Genomic DNA, 18,359 nt, shown 5'->3' with positions numbered 1-18,359 from the left:
ATGAAAAAACGAACTCTGGCAGCAGCCGCCCTGCTCGCCATCACTACCTCCCTGGCTGCCTGCTCCGCTGATAGCGGCAGCGGCAACAACAACGAGAAGCTCACTATCGGCATCATCGGCATTAGTTCCGATGCAGCTATCCAGACCGCGATTGACGAGGGCTACTTCAAAGAAGAAGGCTTGGAAGTAGAAACCACGGTCGTCGCCAATCCGCCTGCCGGAATCGCGGCGGCTCAATCCGGGCAACTGGATGTGGCCTACACTCCGTCCATCCCGCTGCTCAATGCACTGTCGCAGGATGTCAAGCTGTCGGTCATCGCCGCAGCGGATGGCTACGCTGAAGGCGCCGTTGATTCCATGGAGTCCGATTCGGTGGATGACACCGGGCTGTACATCCAGCCGGACAGCGGCATTTCCCGGGCCCGGGACCTGGCTGGCAAGAAGATCGCCGTGCCGGCGCGCAAGGCTCAGATCGAGGTTACCGTAGCCGACATGGTGGAAAAGGACGGGGGAAACCCAGAGAGCATTAATTGGATGGTGCTGGACCCGGCCAGTTCCCTGCAGTCCCTGCAGCAAGGCCGCGTTGACGCAGCCGGGCTGGTAGCTCCTTTTACCAACAACGCAAAGTCCGAGGGCATGGAGCTGCTAGGTAGCCCGGGAGTCGAGTTCTTCGAAGATGGCGCGGTAGGCCTCTGGGTAGCCGGAGCCGGGCAGGTCAGCGGCGATGGTGAACGCATGGCCGCATTCCAGCGGGCCATCTACAAGGCGAATGCCTACGCCAACGAGAACATGGAAGAAATGAAGTCCAAGGCGGCCGAGATCACCGGCATCGATCTGGAAACCATTAAGAACGGTGCCGATTCCTACTGGCCAACCGAGGTGGACATCGCCGACTTGCAACGCGTCGACGCGAAGCTGGCAAAGCTCGGCTACCTGAAACAGGAGGTGGGTCTCGATGAATCGCTTATCTTCGAATCAGAGTAGCCCGCGCACCGCGGTCTGGCAGCTGGACTACGAGTCGGCGCCAATCAAGCTCGGATTGGGGCTGCTCGGCGCGCTGCTTTTACTGGGCCTTTGGCAACTGGCTGCACTACGCGGGACCTTCGGCAGTGGCCTGCCCAGCGTCGGTGCCACAGCCAGCGAGCTGGCCCGCTTGATCGGTGATCCCGAATTCTGGGCAGAAACGGCAACAACTATCTGGCTTGCCGCATTAGGCATGGTGATCGCGTTGGCCGCCGGGATCCTGCTCGGGTTGCTGCTGGGCACCGTCGACTGGTTGCGCCATGCCTCCCGAGCAATGACCGAATTCCTCAAGCCCATCCCGCCGATTGTCGTGCTGCCGCTGTGCGTGATGATTTGGGGGCCGACCAGCACCATGGCCCTGGTGCTGGTGATGATTGGCACCGTCTTGGCCACCACCATCCAGGTTGTCGCCGGAGTCAACGACACTGACCCGGTAGCCATGGATACCGCGCGTTCCTTCGGAATGGGCCGCGCCGAGCGGCTGCTGCGGATCACCTTGCCTTCGGCTGCTCCCTATATCGGCACCTCGGTGCGCATCGGAGCTCCGGCAGCGCTGATTATTGTCGTGGTCGCCGGCCTGCTGGGTGGTGCCCCGGGACTTGGCAGTGCCATCTACCAGTCCCAAGCCGCAGGGGACTTCCCTCGGACCTACGCCCTGGTGCTGGTGCTCGGGGTGCTCGGTCTGCTGGCCCAGAACCTGTCCGGCGCGATCGAGCGGCGGGTGCTGCATTGGCACCCCGCGTTCCGGAAGGAAGCGAAATGAAACGCCACCTGTTCAATATCATCTTGTCCATCGCGACGCCGCTGCTGCTGATCCTGGCCTGGTTCAAGCTCTCCAGCCAGTCGACCAGCCCGTTCTTCCCGCCGCTTGGCGAGATTCTGGCCCACTTTGCTGATTTATGGCTCTTCGAGCATTTCGCCAGCGACATCGTCCCGAGCCTGCGCAATTTGGTGCTCGGCTTCCTGCTGGCCGCAGTGCTGGGCGTGGTGCTCGGCTTCGTGCTTGCCACGGTGCCGTTGCTGCGTGCCCTGTTCGAACCCTCGCTGCACCTGTTGCGCGGAATCCCGCCGGTAGCGCTGGTGCCGATCCTGATTACGCTGGTAGGTTTCACCGATCAGATGCGCATTTCGTCGATTGTGATCGCAGCGGTATTCCCGACGCTGATCGCCACGATGGACGGGATCAAGGCAGTGGATTCATCGCTTAAGGATGTATGCACCGTCTACCAGCTGGACCGCAAGGACCGATTGTTCTCCGTCTATCTGCCCTCGGCCGGACCGCAGATCGCCGCAGGCATGCAAGTGAGTTTGCTGGTGGCCTTCATCGTCATGATCGCCTCGGAAATGATGGGCACCGCCCAGGGCATCGGAGCGATGACCCTGCTGGCGCAGCAGACCTTCATGGCCGCCGACATGTGGGCTGGGATCCTGCTGCTCGGGCTAGTCGGCTTCCTGGGCAACATCCTGTTCGACCTCGTCAAGAACCGGGCATTGGCCTGGTATATCGGTTCCAAGAAAATGGAGAAAGTATCGTGAACTCCACCATCCACACCCCAGCGCAAACCGAATCCGCTGAAGCGGCCGTCGCCCGGCTTGAAGTCCAAGGACTGGCAAAGACCTACGGCTCCGGTCCGAAGGCCGTTGAAGTCATCGAGGACCTGACTTTTTCGGTCAATGCCGGTGAAGTCGTTTGCATCGTCGGCCCCTCTGGTGTCGGCAAAACGACCCTGCTCAAATGCTTGGCCGGCCTGCAACCCTCCAGTGGCGGGACTATGAAGATCGACGGGCGCCAGGTTTCCGGCCCGCCACCTGAAATGGCCTTGGTGTTCCAGGATTATTCCCGATCCCTGATGCCTTGGCTGACCGTGGAGAAAAACCTGCAGCTGCCCCTGCGCCACCTGCATCTGCCGGCCGCGGAAATGCGCTCCAGGACCAAGGAGGCGCTGGACGAGGTGGGCCTGTCCCACGCGGCCAAACGATATCCCTGGCAGCTGTCCGGCGGCATGCAGCAGCGCGTAGCCATCGCCCGCGCCCTGGCCTATCGCCCGGAAATCCTGATCATGGACGAGCCTTTCGCCTCGGTGGACGCGCAGACCCGCTTCGAACTCGAGGACCTGTGCCTGAAAATCCGAGACGAGCTGGGCATGACGATTCTGCTGGTCACGCACGATATCGACGAAGCGGTGTACCTCTCCGATCGGATTGTCGCCATCGGGAACAAACCGGCCCGCGTCCTGGAAATTCTGCCGGTTGAACTGCCACAACCCCGTGACCAGATCGGCACCCGGGCCTTACCGGCCTTCTCCGGCTTGCGCACCGAAGTGCTCTCGCTTATCCGGAAGTCCGCAGCATGAGCCCGGAGCGGGCTGCGCGCCCGAACATCCTGGTGTTCATCGCCGATCAGCTGCGAGCCGACCATCTGGGCGCCTACGGTAACAGTGAAGTGCGCACGCCGAACTTGGATCGTCTGGCGCAGAGCTCCACGGTGTACGAGAACGCGCACGTGGCGAACCCTACCTGCATGCCCAACCGCGCCAGTTTGCTCACCGGACGCTGGCCCAGTGCTCATGGCACGCAGTACAACGGGATCCCAGTGGACCCCGAAGCATCCACTTTCGTACGCCAGCTGGCCCGTTGCGGCTACCGCACGTCGGCCGTGGGCAAGCTGCACCACCAGAGCATGGGCTGGGATTTCGAACCGGAGCAACTTGACCAGATCAAAGCCAGCGCACCCAAGCTGATGGACACGGGCGTCGCGGATGCCTATTCGCGCCGGCGCGAAGCAGGCTGGGACCAATGGGAGAACCGCGCGCGCCATGCAGCTGGCTTCCTGCCCCTGCCCGATGACTATTACGGCTACCAGGATGTCGATCTGGTCATCGGGCACGGAGACGCGCCGGGCGGGCACTGGGAGCACTGGGCCCGCGAACGCGGTGTCGACCCTGACCAGCTGGGGGGACCTGTGGCTGGCAGCAAGGTCTTGGAAAGCTGGGAGCAGGTGTACGCGTCTTCGATTCCCGCTGAGGTGCACCCTACCCGATATATCGGGGACAAGGCCGCCGGCAGGATCCGTCAGGCAGCGGAGCAGGAGGATCCCTTCTTCATGTTCGTATCCTTCCCGGACCCGCACCATCCATTTGCCCCGCCGCATGAATACGCGCACCGTTACGATCCTGCGAGCCTTTCATTGCCGGTGGGCTTCGACCAGGACCACTCGCGCTCGCCGGCGCATATCCAAAAAATGCTCGAGCGCCGGGGAGAGCCCAACGCTGACCCGACTATGTCTTTTGCGGTGACCGAGGAGCAGTACCGTCTGGCGGCCGCGGCGCAATACGGCCTGATCGAATTCATGGACGAGCAGGTCGGACGAGTGCTGGATACCCTGGAAGAAACCGGCCAAGCTGCAAACACCATCGTGGTCTTCACCTCGGATCATGGTGACCTTTTCGGTGATCATGGGTTGATGCTCAAGCATTTCGTCCACTACCGCGCAGTAACTCGCGTGCCCTTGCTGATCCACATGCCTCGACAGGCCACGGAACGGCGTAGCAATCAGCTCGTATCCAGTGCCGATTTGGCGCCGACCTTCATGGACCTCGCGCAGGTCCCGGGTTTCAGGGGCATCCAGGGCCAGAGCTTGGTGGAAGAAGGCCAGTTGGGGCTGGGGAAGGAGAATAGAGCCTTGCTGATTGAGGAAGACCAGCCATTTTCTCTGGATGGACTTCGCGCTCCTGTGCGCATCCGTTCGGTGGTCACCGCAGAGGGAAGACTAACGAAGTATTTCGGCACCAGCGATTACGAGCTTTATGACCACCGCTGCGATTATGACGAATTAGAAAATCTCGCCGGGTTACAGCAGGGCCAGCAGCTGCTCCAGACTCTGGAATCCGCGCTCGGCGAACAACTAGTGAATCTAGCTTCAGATCAGGTCAGGCCTGAATTCGCGGCGTAAATAGAAGTGTTCTAAGGGCGGCGGGGTCTGTCGGCGATTGCTGCATGCTCCGCCGTTCATGTTCCATATCCGGGATAAGCGGTCTTGTCACACGGTGAGCGGTTCCCGTATGGTGGAAAACGTAGGTCTAAAGAAAGTACTGACCAGCCATCTTCCGGCACACCATGACGGATCCTTCAGCCTCACCCGGCGGAGCCCCTCTGGGAATTGTGTACATGGAAGCCTGACGCCCTCCTTAATTGCCTGTGGGTCACGCTCCATTGCGGTCGGATGAATGGTCATGCGCGTTCCTACGCTCTGCCACCAATTTCGTGGGTACTGCGTTTTCGTCAATCAGAACTTTCTTGAAAGAAGAGCTATTCAATGTCTGTTGAATCCACTAAAGACCTGTCCACCATCACCGACGAAGAGATTTTCGACGCCCATCTTGGCGGCAAGCTTTCCGTTTCATCGCAAATGCCGCTGAACACCAAGCGCGACCTGTCCATTGCCTACACGCCGGGTGTAGCCAAGGTATCCCAGGCCATCGCAGATGATCCAGCCAAGCACGCCACCCACACCTGGGCCTCCCGTCTGGTCGCTGTCGTTTCGGACGGCACCGCGGTGCTGGGCCTGGGCAACATCGGCGCCGCTGCCTCGCTTCCGGTCATGGAAGGCAAAAGCGCCCTGTTCAAAGAATTCGGCGGTCTGGATTCGATCCCGCTGGTATTGGACACCACCGACGTCGATGAAATCGTCGAAACCGTCATTCGCCTGCGTCCGAGCTTCGGCGCCGTGAACCTGGAAGACATCTCCGCCCCGCGCTGCTTCGAAATCGAAAAGCGCCTGATCGAGGCGCTGGATATCCCTGTTATGCACGATGACCAGCACGGCACCGCGGTGGTGGTGCTGGCAGCTCTGATCGGCGCGGCCCGCCAGACCAAGCGCGACATCAGCTCGTTGAAGGTCGTCATCTCCGGTGCCGGTTCGGCTGGCGTCGCCGTCACCAACCTGCTGCTTTCGGCCGGCGTGGATGACGTCATCGTGCTCGACTCGCGTGGCACCATCCACCGCGAACGAGACGACCTTAATCCGGTCAAGGCCGACCTGGCCAGCCGCACCAACCGTGAAGATGTCATGGGTGGCCTGGCTGAGGCACTGGACGGCGCGGATGTCGTAGTGGGACTTTCCTCATCGACCTTCGAAGAAGCTGCCGTGGCGAAGATGAACAAGGACGCCATCATCTTCGCGCTGTCCAACCCGACCCCGGAAATCATGCCGGATGCTGCCGCGAAGTATGCAGCCGTGGTGGCCACTGGCCGCAGCGACTTCCCGAACCAGATCAATAACGTGCTGGCCTTCCCGGGCATCTTCCGCGGCGCCCTGGACTCGGGTGCCAAGAAGATCACCGAGGGCATGAAAGTCGCCGCGGCCCATGCCATTGCCAACCTGGTTGGTGATGATCTGGCAGCGGATTACATCATTCCTTCGGCAACCGATGACCGCGTGATGCCTGCTGTAGCCGCGGCTGTGGCTGCGGAAGCAGAAAAGGCCAAGTAGAAAAAGCTGGCGAAAAAGCACTGCCTGCAACGACTCGTTGCGGGCAGTGCTTTTTTCATGCGCCGGGCTGTTCTGAGGCCGTTGTCTTGGGATATCCACAATCGTAGAAAGTTCCTGCCGGGGCGATGAATTCGCGCCACACTTGCTGGCATCAGATCAACCAAGGAGGAATGCGATGAGTAATCCTGAAGGCGTCCATCTCAGTGTCCGCAGCTCGTTGCCCGAAATGCAGCTACTTGGCTTTGTTGCGCTGCGCGAAATATCAGAGAAGGGGTATGTCGTAGTGCTCAGCACTATGGCAAAGCAGCAACAGGTCCTGGGGTACACACTGGGATTGGCCAAACGAGGGCATCCTGAAATCGTCAGTATCGGTGGAGACGAAGATGATGTTTTCGGGCTTCTCGCGCATCTGGCGTCACAAGTCGTCGAGCACGAACAAGTCTTTTCCGAGGGTACCCACAACACATCGCTATTTAGCGAGCTCATTTTCTCGGAGCCAGAGGCGGAACTGCACACTCTTCCACTCACCAGTCTGATCCTTGGCGACACCCCGATAAGAACCTTGCATTGCAGGGAACCCAGGGACTTCGCCGTGATCCAGAAACAGTCTGCTCACTAGGAACCGCGCCGCATCGTCAAAAGATGAGCAGGCCGAGGAGAGGAACCTGACCATGTGCGATATGTGCAATGACATGACACGCAAGCAACTGGAAGCCCTGATCGACCAGCGGATCCGCGACTACGGACATGAAGTGATTTTTGTTGAGTCGGACCGGATCAGCCCATCGCTTGCCTACACCGTTGGCCTGAGTCGCATCGGGCACCCAGAATTCCTTGTTCGAGGGCTGGACATGGATGACAGCATCCAGATGCTCAACGGATTTTCTGCGTCCGTGCTGGAATGGAATGAGGTTTTCGCCCACGGGCACACCGGCCGCTGGAAGGACGGAACACTGTTGTACTTCTCCAAGATCAGTACCGGGATCCGCAAGCAGGTGCCCTTGGCTTATCAGAGATACGGAGAAAGCCTGGGGCTGCTAGAAGTCCTACTCGTCGGCAGGGATATCCCTTACGAATATGTAGTTGCCCGGCACAATTAGGCCCTTGGCATCCTTTGCCAAGGGCCTAGCTTCGCCGATGGATTGCAGCGGCCTCGTTCTCCGCGCGGACTTTTGCCCGATGTGCTGCGCGCAGAGCCTGATGGCCATCGGATTTGCGCACCTTCAGGTAGAACATTCCAACTACCAGGAACCACAGGGGCGTAGCCAGCAACGCAGCACGCGTATCGGCCTGCGTGGTCAATGCCCACAGGACGAATACGAAGAAAGCTAGGACCATGTACGGGGCTCCCATGCCGCCGGGGACCTTGAACTTGGAGGCATCATGCAGCTGCGGGCGGCGCTTGCGGAAGGCCAAATAGCTGATAAGGATCATTGACCAGACGAACATGAAGCACAGGGCAGACACCGTGGTCACCAACGTGAAGGCCTGGGCTACGGAGTCACCCGCGTACAACAGCACGACGGCAGCAAGAAGGAAAATGCAGGAGAACAGCAACGCATTGCGTGGCACCTGCGTGGCAGAAAGCTTGCTGAACTTCCGCGGAGCGTCTCCGTCTTGCGACAGGGCGTACAGCATGCGCGATGTTGAATAGATCCCGGAATTTGCACTTGAAGTGGCGGCCGTCAGCACGACAAAGTTGACCAGACCCGCAGCTGCGGCCAAACCAGCCATCGAGAACATGCTAACGAATGGCGATGCATCCGCGGAGAACTTGTACCAGGGGGTGACGGCCATCAGGACGGTCAAGGCACCGACGTAGAACAGGATCACGCGCAGCGGAATGGAATTGATGGCCTTCGGGAGATTCTTTTCAGGATCCTTGGTTTCAGCCGCGGCCGTACCTACCAATTCAATGCCGACGAAGGCGAAAACGGCGATCTGGAAGCCTGCGACGAAGCCCATGAAACCAGTGGGGAACATGCCACCGTGCGCCCACAAGTGGGCGAAAGAAGCGGTGTCTCCCTCGGGAGAACTGAATCCGGTGGCAATCATTGCCAAGCCGCAAACGATCAATGCCAGGATTGCAACGATTTTCACCAATGAGAACCAGAACTCGGTTTCACCAAAAGCCTTGACGGTGGGCAGGTTCAGCCCGACCAATAGCAGGATGCAGCATAGCGCCGGGAGCCATAGCGGGATCTCGGACCACCAGTAGGCGACATACTGGGCGATCGCGACTACGTCCGCAATGCCGGTGACGACCCAGCAGAACCAATAGGTCCAGCCGGTGAAGAAGGCAGCCCAAGGTCCCAAGAGATCGCCGGCAAAATCTGCGAAGGTCTTGTAGTTCAAGTTGCTGAGCAGGATCTCGCCCATGGCACGCATGACGAAAAAGAGCATGAAGCCGATGATCATGTATACGAAGATGACCGACGGACCAGCAGCGGAAATGGTCTTGCCGGAGCCCATGAACAATCCGGTGCCGACCGCTCCGGAGATCGCCATGAGCTGGATGTGCCTGCTGGACAGTCCGCGCTCAAGATTCGTTCCATCGGAAACGGTTTTCAGTTGCGTGGAATCGATCGCCACGGCTGCACCTTTCATGAGCAGATCCCTTCGGTTTTTCGAAGGAGACGGCCTGCTTCGAAGGAGAACGAGACCGCTGAAAGAGGTTATCGCAGATATATTGACCAGCTATATTTGTTCGTCACCTTGGACTGCGAGCAAGCTTAACAGTTGTGAAGTTGGTTATACGCCACTGGATTCGGGTAGGTAGTCCGCTGCTTCGCGCAGTGGCCAGATGGGCTGAACCTGCACTTGAATGGGGCATTTGGTTGCTGCTGGACCTCCGGGTGGCAGCCTGTGTCCGAGAATGAAGCCGCGGGAAACTATGCGAAGGAAATCCTCCGGTTCCGGCGAATGGAGTTAGCGGGAGGCAGTTGATCTGCAGAATCAGAACCACCGATGATCAATTCCCGCGTTTCCAGCCTGCGGTAGGATTTCGGAAATGGCAGAACGCGGGAGCCCGTGGAGCGCCGCAGGCAACACTGCATCCATGCTCAGCTCCACTGCGCAGAAGGCTACCCGGTTCAGGTTGGTGCCGTGCATCCGGACTGCTCCAGTGCTGCATTCCGCGCCTTTCGGTTCACTTGAAGCAAATACTGTACATGGCCAGTGGAAGCTTGGAGGGCCGAGTGAGTAGTGTAGGACGTATGGCATTCCGAAATCGTCGAGCTGCGGCTCTTCCTGCAAAATTGTCCCGTTCCTGGCTCTTGGTCAATGCGGCCAAGGAGGAAACTTTCGCTCCTTCACTGGCTTGTGAAGCGGACTCGGTGATTTTTGACATGGAAGCTGCCGTTCCTGACGACCAGAAGATCCAGGCTCGCGACAACGTAGTGCGAGCACTGTCCAATGGCATGACTGCGTGGGTACGCGTCAATGGCATTGACACTGATTTCTGGGCCGATGATCTTGCCGCGCTGTCGGGAACGCCCGGCCTGCGTGGAATCATGCTGGCCATGACCGAGCAGCCTGAACAGGTTACCTACAGCGCAATGCGGCTTCGCGCGGGTACTCCCGTCCTGGCCTTGATCGAAACCGCTTTGGGTATCGAGAATGCTACGCAGATCGCTTCGGCCCCGGGTACCTTCCGCCTAGCGTTCGGCATCAACGACTTCCGCAAGGACACCGGTGTCTCCGACGACCCGATGGCATTGGCCTACGCACGCGGACGGCTCGTGATCGCTTCGCGTGTAGGCAAGCTGCCTGGCGCTATCGACGGACCTCCACCGGCAGGTGCCGACGCCGCCAAGGTGACGGAGGAAACTCGCATCACCGCCTCCATGGGCATGACCGGCAAGCTGTCGTTGTCCACCGATCACGTTGATGGCATCAACGCCGCATTGGCACCCAGTGAAGACGAGCTGTCTTGGGCCATGGAACTGCTCGAAGCGCACGCTGCCGGCGCTTCGGTGGGCGATGGCTCATACCTGCCGCGTCTGGCCCGTGCCCAGAAGATTGCCGACCTGGCCGACTCCTACGGCCTGTGGAACGCCTAAGCTTTTAGCTGTCTTCCAATAGAAAAGAACCCGTCCAGCATCTGGAATCAGTCAGATGCTGGACGGGTTCTTTGCTGTTTGCGGAGCCTATGCCTCGTGGGCACCGCGGTTGCGCGAGGAACCGACGACGTCGCCAGCCTTCCATTCAGCCCAACCCGGACGCTCATTCATGAAGTCCTCGATCTGCGCCTTGTTGGCTTCCAGCTTCGGGTCATGCTTGAGGTACCAGCGGGTTTCGCGGGCCACCATGCCCGAGAGGATTAGCAGGCCGATCAGGTTCGGCAGCGCCATCAGGCCGTTCATCATGTCCGAGAAGTTCCAAACGGCGGTCAGCTCGGTGGTGCAGCCTACGTAGACGACCAGCGAGAACACGATGCGGAACGGCATCACGAGCTTGCGGCCGAAGAGGCGCTCGATGTTCCGCTCGCCGTAGTAGCACCAGCCCAGGATGGTGGAGAAGGCGAACATGACCAGACCGACGGTCACAATCCAGTGGCCCCACTGTCCGGGCAGGCCATTGGTGAATGCCTGGCCGGTCATCAGTGCAGCGGAGATCTGCTCGCCGGTTTCCCCATCGAGCATCTTCCAGGTACCTGTCGTGATGATGACCAGGCCGGTGCAAGTAACAACGATGATGGTGTCGATGAAGGTCTGGGTCATGGAGACCAGGCCCTGGCGAACCGGGTGGGTGGTCTGTGCCGAAGCGGCGGCGATCGCTGCTGAACCCATGCCGGACTCGTTGGAGAAGATGCCGCGGGCCACACCATACTGGATAGCAATGATGATGGCCGAGCCGACGAAGCCGCCCACTGCCGAGGTGCCGGTGAAGGCATCGGTGAAGATCTCGCCGAAGGCGGCAGGAATGCCGCCCACATTGGCGATCAGGATGTAGATCGATGCTGCTACGTAGAAGACGATCATCACTGGAACGAAACCAGCGGTAACGCGGCCGATGGACTTGATGCCGCCAACCAATACGGCGATGGACAGCACGGTCAGGATAACGCCGGTAACCCAAGGGGTCACATGGAAGGAATTATCCAAGTTGGCGGCAATCGAGTTGCCCTGGGTCATGTTGCCGATGCCGAAGCTGGCCAGGGTGGCAGCGATAGCGAAGAACAGGGCCAAGAACTTGCCCAACGGACCCTTGACGCCGCGTTCCAAGTAGTACTGCGGACCGCCGGACTTTTCGCCTGCGGCGTCGGTGCCGCGGTAACGCACGCCGAGATAGGCCTCGGTGTACTTCGATGCCATGCCCAGCAGGCCGGTGACCCACATCCAGAACAGGGCACCTGGGCCGCCGATGCCGATGGCGGTTGCGACACCGACGATGTTACCGGTTCCGACAGTGGCGGCCAGCGCTGTGGTCAGTGCCTGGAATTGCGAGATGTCGCCTTCTGCCTCGGCATCCTTTCGCTTGAGCAGGCCCAGGCGCAATGCGGCAGCGAGCTTGAAGAATTGCAGGCCGCCCAAGCGGATGGTCAGGTACAGGCCAGTACCCAAAAGTAGCGGGATGAGGACAAACGGTCCCCAAATGACGGAGGAGATGTCCCCGAAGAGATCGCCCAAAGCGTCCATGGACTCAATATCCTTATGTGCGAGTGACTGATGATGAAGAGTTTCAGGCGAGAAGCCGATCCCCTTATGTGAGTGCCATCATATGGCAAGGGGAGAACTGTGTCACAAAGCGCGCTGGCGGATGCCATGTCCGGTTTGTTAACTTTATTTCACGATCAGGCCCGGGGCTCGGGCTGGCTGCTGCATTGCCGGCGTCCACCGAAGTGGACGCCGGCAATTTCCGGGCTTCAGCCTTGCCGCGCTTTCATGCGCGGATTTTGCTTGTTGATCACGAAGACGCGACCTCGTCGTCTGACTACCTGGGAGCCGGGCGCCTTCTTCAATGCGCGGATGGAATTCCTAACTTTCATGCCATTCACCTCCTTCATGATGTGCGGAGCTGAACAGGTCCTTGAGTTCTTCTTCGGTGACCTGGCATTGCTCGAAGACCGTCTCGATCTGCGAAGCTTCGTGTTCGGATCCGTAGAGCAGCAATTCCGAGACGGCGATATTCGAATTCCACGCGCCGGTGTTTTCCATCCAGATGCGCGGACCGGCTCCGCCGATGGCGACGCGCTCGCTGAGGGCACTAGCCACCCAGAGGATTCCGCGGATGCAGGTGCAGGATTCAGCCAGGGACGGCAGGGCTTTGCGGAAGCGCTCGGGATGAAGCGGACGTTCGGCATGCAGGCGGATCGGCGCAGTGCGGGCATTGGTTGCTGTTCGCGGCAGGTGCCCGGCCCTGGTGCGTTGGCGCGCTGCTCCGGGGTGGAAGGAGCCGAGTCCTTCTTCGTGCACGCAGATATGCGCATGCGGTGCCATCTGCCGAGCTAATTCTAGGCCGGCTTCATAGTCGGCGCCGCCAGCGCGTCGTGGACCGGTGGCGCTTTCGAGCAGCTGGGTTTCCAGGCCTTCGACCGGAATGAGGGTATCTGCCTGCATCAATTCGGTGAAGAAGAACTCTCCCGACGTCCTCGCATCGCGTTCCATGGCGTTGAATCCCGATTCCCAGAGGGTGTGCCGGTCCCACATCTGGTTTTCCAATTCGGCGGGATCCAGGGACAAGACGATGCTGCTGATCCGGATTTCCAGTGGTTCGAGCTTTGTCCCGAGCATGTCCAGCACTGTTCCGCTATGCCATGTGGCGGGCAACGCCAGGATCATTGTGGCCTCGGAATCTTCGGGGGCCAGGCGTTGGATCGTCGGCAGGATCTCGAACTTCGTGGCACAGCCGATGCAGGGGTGCCCAAGAACGGTTTCGGCATGTTCTGCGGCTGCAGATCCGGAGACGTGGCGCACCAGCCGATTGCCGTCGACGAAGTCATAGCGCAAGATGACGGCGTCAGGATGGTGGTGTCCCAGGTGGCTGAGGCCGGAGTCGCGGCTGGAAGTATCAAGTGCGGAGAGAACGATGAGATTCACGCGTTCAAGCTTATATGAGAATGAGTCTCAATAGCAAAATTGGGAACGGGGCTTAACGTCTCGGGGGCCCGCCCGCCAATGCGGACAGGCCCCCGGAAGCGACAAGGAATATCAGTTCTGCGGCGCGTTGAAAACTACCGCAGAGGTACCCAGGCCTTCGATCGAAGTTTCAAGTGAATCGCCGTGCTTGAGCCACGGGTGACGCCCATTCTCGTCGCGGCGGCCCAACGCAACACCAGAGGGCGTACCCGTCAGGATGACGTCGCCTGGCTGCAATTCATTGAATGTCGAGAGGTAGGAAACCAAGGCGTCAGCCGAGAAAATCAGATCATCGATCTGTTCGTCCTGCACCACGGTGCCATTGACCGTGCTGGTAATGCGGGCGGCGGGATCCAGCTCATCCGGGGTCACGAGCCACGGGCCCAGGGGAGTGGAACGATCCCAGATCTTGCCCTGCAGCCACTCTTGGGTGCGGCCCTGGTAGCCGCGCATCGACACATCGCTGGCCACGGCGTAGCCGGCAATATGCGCGGCAGCATCCTCCTGGCTGATGCGGCGACCCGGCTTGCCGATAATGATAGCCAGCTCTGCTTCGTAGTCCACCCGGTGGTCTTCCACTGGAATTTCGATGGTGTCCTTGGCACCGCATAGGGTGGAAGCGAACTTCGCGAACACCGTCGGATACTTCGGCAGGTCTTCGCCGACCTCGGCCGCATGCGTCTTGTAGTTCAACCCGATGCAGTAGATTTTCTCCGGCTTGGGGATCAGCGGAGCGTAGTCGGCTTCGCCCTCGGCGATGGAATCACCCACCAAAGCGCGAGCAACTACTTCTTGCTGAGTTGCGTCATCAAGACGCAGGAAACGCTGCACTGAATCGAGGTTGTCCAAGTAGTAGGCGCGGCCATCTTCAATGACAGCAGCGGTGGTATGGCCTGGTTCGCTGGCGAGGCGGAGCGTTGCAAGTTTCATGAATCTATCTCACTACACTTTTCGCTGAAAGTGCACCATATTTCGTGATCGGCAATTGATAGCAATTGGCCTTAAATACGGCCGAGCCAGAGCTTTGATCTGGAAAACGTGGCTTGGCCATGCTCCGCTGACCCGGATAAACTCATGGCAAGCTACGGTCCCAGAGACCAGTCTTGAAATAACGATCTAGATACGAAACTAAAGTGAAGCAGGTTTTAATGTGGGTGACTTTTTTGGCGAGCGATCTCGCCATATCCTCTTCGCCTCGTGGCAGCACTTCTCGCTAGTCGCGCAGTGCTTGATCCTGGCGACAATTATTGCTGTGCTGATTGCCGTATTGGTATACCGCAACAAGCCCCTATCAGGCTTGGCTAACGGCATTAGCGCCATCGGCCTGACTATTCCGTCCTTTGCCCTGATCGGTTTGCTTATTGTCCCCGTGGGCTTCGGGGTTACTCCGGCAGTCATCGTGGTGACGTTCTTCGCCGCCCTGCCAATTCTGCGCAACGCGATCGTTGGGCTGAACAACATCGAACCAACCATTATCGAGTCAGCGCGCGGCATCGGCATGAGCCGGCTGAAGACTCTGATATCAGTAGAAATTCCCATAGCTTGGCCGGTGATCCTGACTGGCGTACGAATTTCAGCCCAGATGGTGATGGGCGTCGCCGCAGTGGTCTCCTACGCCCTGGGTCCTGGCCTCGGCGGGTTCATCTTCCAAGGACTCTCGCGTCTGGGCGGCGCGAACTCCCTGGAATCCGTGATCACGGGCGTAGTTGGCGTCGTGATCCTGGCGCTCATCCTTGATTTGATTTTGCTCGGCATTGGCCGACTGACTACCCCGCGAGGTATCCGTGTCTGAACATAAGATCCCTGAAAATGCCGTGGCCCAGAATGTCACCGGCGCTTCGATCATGCTTGAAGAAGTAACCAAGACCTACCCGGGACAAAAGAAATCGGCCGTAGGCGGCCTGACCCTGGAGATCCCTGCCGGGTCCATCGTGATGTTCGTGGGGCCATCGGGCTGCGGCAAGACGACCACCCTGAAGATGATTAATCGCCTGATCGAGCCGACCAGCGGCAAGATCGTCATTGACGGCGAAGATGTCACCGGCATGAACGGTGATGAACTGCGCCGCCGCATTGGCTATGTGATCCAGGCTGGCGGCCTGTTCCCGCATATGACCGTGGCGACCAATATCGCCATGGTTCCAAAGATGCTGGGTTGGCCCAAGGAGAAGATCGCTGCCCGCGTCGACGAGCTGCTGGAACTCGTCTCGCTGGATCCGGAACTTTACCGGGCCCGTTTCCCCAAGGAGCTCTCCGGAGGCCAGCAGCAGCGTGTGGGCGTCGCCCGTGCATTGGCAGCGGATCCACCGGTCTTGCTGATGGATGAGCCATTCGGTGCAGTTGACCCCATTACCCGCCAGCGTCTGCAGGATGAGCTGCTGAACATCCAGTCTGAAGTCCAGAAGACGATCGTGTGCGTGACCCACGACTTCGACGAAGCGGTGAAGCTCGGCGACTGGATTGCGATCTTCAACGAAGGCGCGCAGCTGGAGCAGTACGACTCCCCAGAAAGGATCCTGGCCAATCCGGCCAGCGAGTTCGTGGAGAATTTCATCGGTTCGGGTGCCGGCTTGAAGCAGCTGACCCTGACGCGGGTGAACGAAGTGGAACTGGGAGAAGCCATCACCACCACACCGGGCAAGAATGCTTCGGAGGTGCTCTCGCAACTGCAGGGCGCCGGACGCAAATACGCGGTAGTGCTTGATTCGCGGGGACGTCCGCTGCGCCGCATGGACCGCCGGCAACTGTCGCGTGCCCAGATCATCGAGGGTACCTACGATGAATCCATGCCGGTCGTCGGTGAGCAGGCCACCTTGAACGACGCATTGGACACCATGCTGGTGGCCAGTTCCGAGTCGGCCCTGGTAACGGGACGCCGTGATGTGCTCACGGGTGTCATCACGGTGCAGACCGTCATGGAGGCGATCGCGGCCGCGAACAACACCACGGATGCTAATCACGAGGCGCCGGTTGGCCTGAACTCGGGTGCCATCAACGTCGTGAATATCGACAGTGCGGCCACCGGGCAGGATGGTGAATCGGCATGAGATCCGAAACCCGCAGCTTGATTTGGCAGATCGCCGGAATCGCAGCTGCTTTCGCCATCTTGGTGGGTTGGCTGGTGACAGCCGACCTGACCGAGACCGAACAGCAAACGCTGGATCCGGCAACGATTTGGGGCTACACCCTCGACCACCTGAAGATCACGGTCATCTCGGCGCTCATCGTTCTGCTGATCGCGATTCCGCTCGGCGTGCTGCTCACTCGCCCCGGACTGCGCAAGGCAGCCCCGGCGGTGCGCGCCATTGCCAACTTCGGCCAAGCCGCACCCGCCATTGGCGTCATCGTGCTCTTGGCCTTCTGGTTGGGGTTCGGCCCGAAAACTGCCATTGTCTCACTGGTGATCTATGCGATTCTTCCGGTGCTCTCCAACACCATTGTTGGCCTGCAGCAGGTTGATGAACGCCTGGTGGAGGCCGGGCGGGGAATCGGCATGAGCCAGATGTCCGTGCTGTTGAAGGTCGAGCTGCCGTTGGCCGTCCCGGTGATGCTATCGGGCATCCGCACAGCCCTGGTGCTGCTGGTAGGCACCGCGACGTTGGCAACCTTTATCAACGGCGGCGGGCTGGGCATCTTGATCACTACGGGAGTGAACCTGAACCTGAATGTGGTGCTGATTGCCGGCTCGTTGCTAGTGGCCTTGCTGGCTTTGACGATTGATTGGCTTGGCCGCGTCGTCGAACAGGTGGCACGACCGAGAGGACTTTCGTGAACCGCAAACTGAATTTAGCTGTCCTATCCATGGCCGCGCTGATCGGAATGACTGGGTGCGGACTTAGCCCATCGACCGGGACGGTGCCCAACGCCGGCCCCGCCGAGATCAAGCCGCTGGTCGAAAACGCTGAAGACACCACCGTGACCGTCACGTCCAAGTCCTTTACCGAGCAGCTGCTGCTGGGGAAGATCACCGTGATCGCGCTCAAGGCTGCCGGCTATGACGTCACCGACCTGACCAATGTTCCTGGCTCCCAGCCGGCACGTCAGTTGCTGCTTTCCGGCGACGCGAGCGTGCTCTGGGAGTACACCGGTACCGCGTGGCTGACCTACTTGGGCCACGAATCACCTGTTGTGGGTGAAGAAGAGCAGTGGCAGTCGGTGCACGATGAGGATGTTGCCAATGGAATTATCTGGGGAAATCCGGCACCGTTGAACAACACCTACGCATTGGCGATGAACGAAGAAACGACCAAGCGGCTGGGTATCACCAAGCTTTCCGAACTGCAGACGCTGGACCCCGAAGATCTGACGTTCTGCGTCGACCCGGAATTCAATTCCCGTCGAGACGGTCTGACTCCAATGCTGGAACACTACGATATCGACCGTGGTTCAGAAGTGGCTGAGGACAATATCGGTCTGTACGACGTGGGTGCCATTTACCAGGCAACCGCTAATGGCGCGTGCAACTTCGGTGAAGTCTTCACCACTGACGGGCGCATCAAGGCGCTTAACTTGACCGTGCTGGAAGATGACCGGAAGTATTTCCCAAGCTACAACGCCGCCCCGGCTTTCAACGGAGAATTCCTTGAAAAGCACCCGGAAATCCAGCAGATCATGGACAAGATCGCTCCGTTGCTGACTGATCAGGTCTTGATGGACCTGAATTACCAGGTGGACGTGGTTGGCCGTGAACCGGCAGATGTTGCCTTCGAATGGATGGTTGGCCAAGGCTTGGTCTCCAATCCCTAACCGAGGCAACGAAAACTGCA

General features: G+C 59.5%; 18 protein-coding genes. 13 read left to right on the top strand and 5 right to left on the bottom strand.

The features are described 5' to 3' along the window. The 8 genes from ACIOTL_RS00655 (at position 1) to ACIOTL_RS00620 (ending at position 7,614) form a co-directional block, all read left to right on the top strand. Entirely contained in the window at positions 1-984 is a 984-nt protein-coding gene (locus ACIOTL_RS00655) for an ABC transporter substrate-binding protein (RefSeq protein ID WP_359185397.1), read from the top strand. After that, a complete protein-coding gene (locus tag ACIOTL_RS00650; protein WP_332499320.1) occupies positions 956-1,786 on the top strand; it encodes an ABC transporter permease subunit in 831 nt (276 codons plus the stop codon). Before ACIOTL_RS00655 ends, ACIOTL_RS00650 begins: the two co-directional genes overlap by 29 nt. After that, a complete protein-coding gene (locus ACIOTL_RS00645) occupies positions 1,783-2,559 on the top strand; it encodes an ABC transporter permease subunit (protein ID WP_359185401.1) in 777 nt (258 codons plus the stop codon). Before ACIOTL_RS00650 ends, ACIOTL_RS00645 begins: the two co-directional genes overlap by 4 nt. Further along, the gene (locus ACIOTL_RS00640) at positions 2,556-3,377 is read left to right on the top strand and encodes an ABC transporter ATP-binding protein (protein WP_332499324.1); all 822 of its coding nucleotides are present in this window, start codon (positions 2,556-2,558) and stop codon (positions 3,375-3,377) included. Before ACIOTL_RS00645 ends, ACIOTL_RS00640 begins: the two co-directional genes overlap by 4 nt. Further along, a complete protein-coding gene (locus ACIOTL_RS00635; RefSeq protein ID WP_332499325.1) occupies positions 3,374-4,975 on the top strand; it encodes a sulfatase-like hydrolase/transferase in 1,602 nt (533 codons plus the stop codon). Before ACIOTL_RS00640 ends, ACIOTL_RS00635 begins: the two co-directional genes overlap by 4 nt. 363 nt (positions 4,976-5,338) lie before the next feature. Next, entirely contained in the window at positions 5,339-6,514 is a 1,176-nt protein-coding gene (locus ACIOTL_RS00630) for an NADP-dependent malic enzyme (RefSeq protein ID WP_332489147.1), read from the top strand. Positions 6,515-6,689: 175 nt separating this feature from the next. Beyond that, a complete protein-coding gene (locus ACIOTL_RS00625; protein WP_400341262.1) occupies positions 6,690-7,133 on the top strand; it encodes a DUF4262 domain-containing protein in 444 nt (147 codons plus the stop codon). Positions 7,134-7,206: 73 nt separating this feature from the next. Further along, positions 7,207-7,614: a DUF4262 domain-containing protein gene (locus tag ACIOTL_RS00620; RefSeq protein WP_181148764.1), complete on the top strand. Its 408-nt coding sequence runs from the start codon at positions 7,207-7,209 to the stop codon at positions 7,612-7,614. A gap of 25 nt (positions 7,615-7,639) precedes the next feature. On the opposite strand, the gene ACIOTL_RS00615 is transcribed toward ACIOTL_RS00620, so the two are convergent. After that, positions 7,640-9,121: an amino acid permease gene (locus ACIOTL_RS00615; protein WP_400341261.1), complete on the bottom strand. Its 1,482-nt coding sequence runs from the start codon at positions 9,119-9,121 to the stop codon at positions 7,640-7,642. 608 nt (positions 9,122-9,729) lie between these two features. Here ACIOTL_RS00615 and ACIOTL_RS00610 point away from each other — a divergent pair. Beyond that, a complete protein-coding gene (locus tag ACIOTL_RS00610; protein ID WP_105656257.1) occupies positions 9,730-10,575 on the top strand; it encodes a CoA ester lyase in 846 nt (281 codons plus the stop codon). An 87-nt stretch (positions 10,576-10,662) separates the two neighbouring features. Here ACIOTL_RS00610 and ACIOTL_RS00605 read toward each other — a convergent pair whose 3' ends face one another. The 4 genes from ACIOTL_RS00605 to ACIOTL_RS00590 form a co-directional block, all read right to left on the bottom strand. Then, positions 10,663-12,153 (bottom strand): alanine/glycine:cation symporter family protein, encoded by a 1,491-nt coding sequence (locus tag ACIOTL_RS00605; RefSeq protein ID WP_400341260.1) that lies wholly within the window; start codon positions 12,151-12,153, stop codon positions 10,663-10,665. Between the two features lie 227 nt (positions 12,154-12,380). After that, entirely contained in the window at positions 12,381-12,503 is a 123-nt protein-coding gene (gene ykgO / locus ACIOTL_RS00600) for a type B 50S ribosomal protein L36 (protein WP_081461171.1), read from the bottom strand. Further along, entirely contained in the window at positions 12,493-13,554 is a 1,062-nt protein-coding gene (locus ACIOTL_RS00595; RefSeq protein ID WP_332728115.1) for a GTP-binding protein, read from the bottom strand. Before ACIOTL_RS00595 ends, ykgO begins: the two co-directional genes overlap by 11 nt. Before the next feature lie 111 nt (positions 13,555-13,665). Beyond that, positions 13,666-14,523, bottom strand: coding sequence for a fumarylacetoacetate hydrolase family protein (locus ACIOTL_RS00590; RefSeq protein ID WP_105656260.1), 858 nt, complete (start codon positions 14,521-14,523; stop codon positions 13,666-13,668). 220 nt (positions 14,524-14,743) lie between these two features. On the opposite strand from ACIOTL_RS00590, the gene ACIOTL_RS00585 reads away from it, so the two are divergent. From ACIOTL_RS00585 to ACIOTL_RS00570, 4 genes are read left to right on the top strand one after another with little or no spacing between them, the layout of a single operon-like run. After that, positions 14,744-15,385, top strand: coding sequence for an ABC transporter permease (locus ACIOTL_RS00585; protein ID WP_105656261.1), 642 nt, complete (start codon positions 14,744-14,746; stop codon positions 15,383-15,385). Beyond that, positions 15,378-16,640, top strand: coding sequence for a betaine/proline/choline family ABC transporter ATP-binding protein (locus ACIOTL_RS00580; RefSeq protein WP_332728116.1), 1,263 nt, complete (start codon positions 15,378-15,380; stop codon positions 16,638-16,640). The genes ACIOTL_RS00585 and ACIOTL_RS00580 overlap by 8 nt, the downstream gene beginning before the upstream one ends. Then, the gene (locus tag ACIOTL_RS00575) at positions 16,637-17,365 is read left to right on the top strand and encodes an ABC transporter permease (protein ID WP_105661999.1); all 729 of its coding nucleotides are present in this window, start codon (positions 16,637-16,639) and stop codon (positions 17,363-17,365) included. The genes ACIOTL_RS00580 and ACIOTL_RS00575 overlap by 4 nt, the downstream gene beginning before the upstream one ends. Then, positions 17,362-18,339, top strand: coding sequence for a glycine betaine ABC transporter substrate-binding protein (locus tag ACIOTL_RS00570; protein WP_219844107.1), 978 nt, complete (start codon positions 17,362-17,364; stop codon positions 18,337-18,339). The genes ACIOTL_RS00575 and ACIOTL_RS00570 overlap by 4 nt, the downstream gene beginning before the upstream one ends. The last annotated feature ends 20 nt before the right edge of the window (positions 18,340-18,359 follow it).

It is taken from the genome of Glutamicibacter sp. NPDC087673 (assembly GCF_044743255.1).
Classification (GTDB): domain Bacteria; phylum Actinomycetota; class Actinomycetes; order Actinomycetales; family Micrococcaceae; genus Glutamicibacter.
Note: the sequence above shows the minus strand (reverse complement) of the source record. Positions and strands in the feature narration are given on the sequence as shown.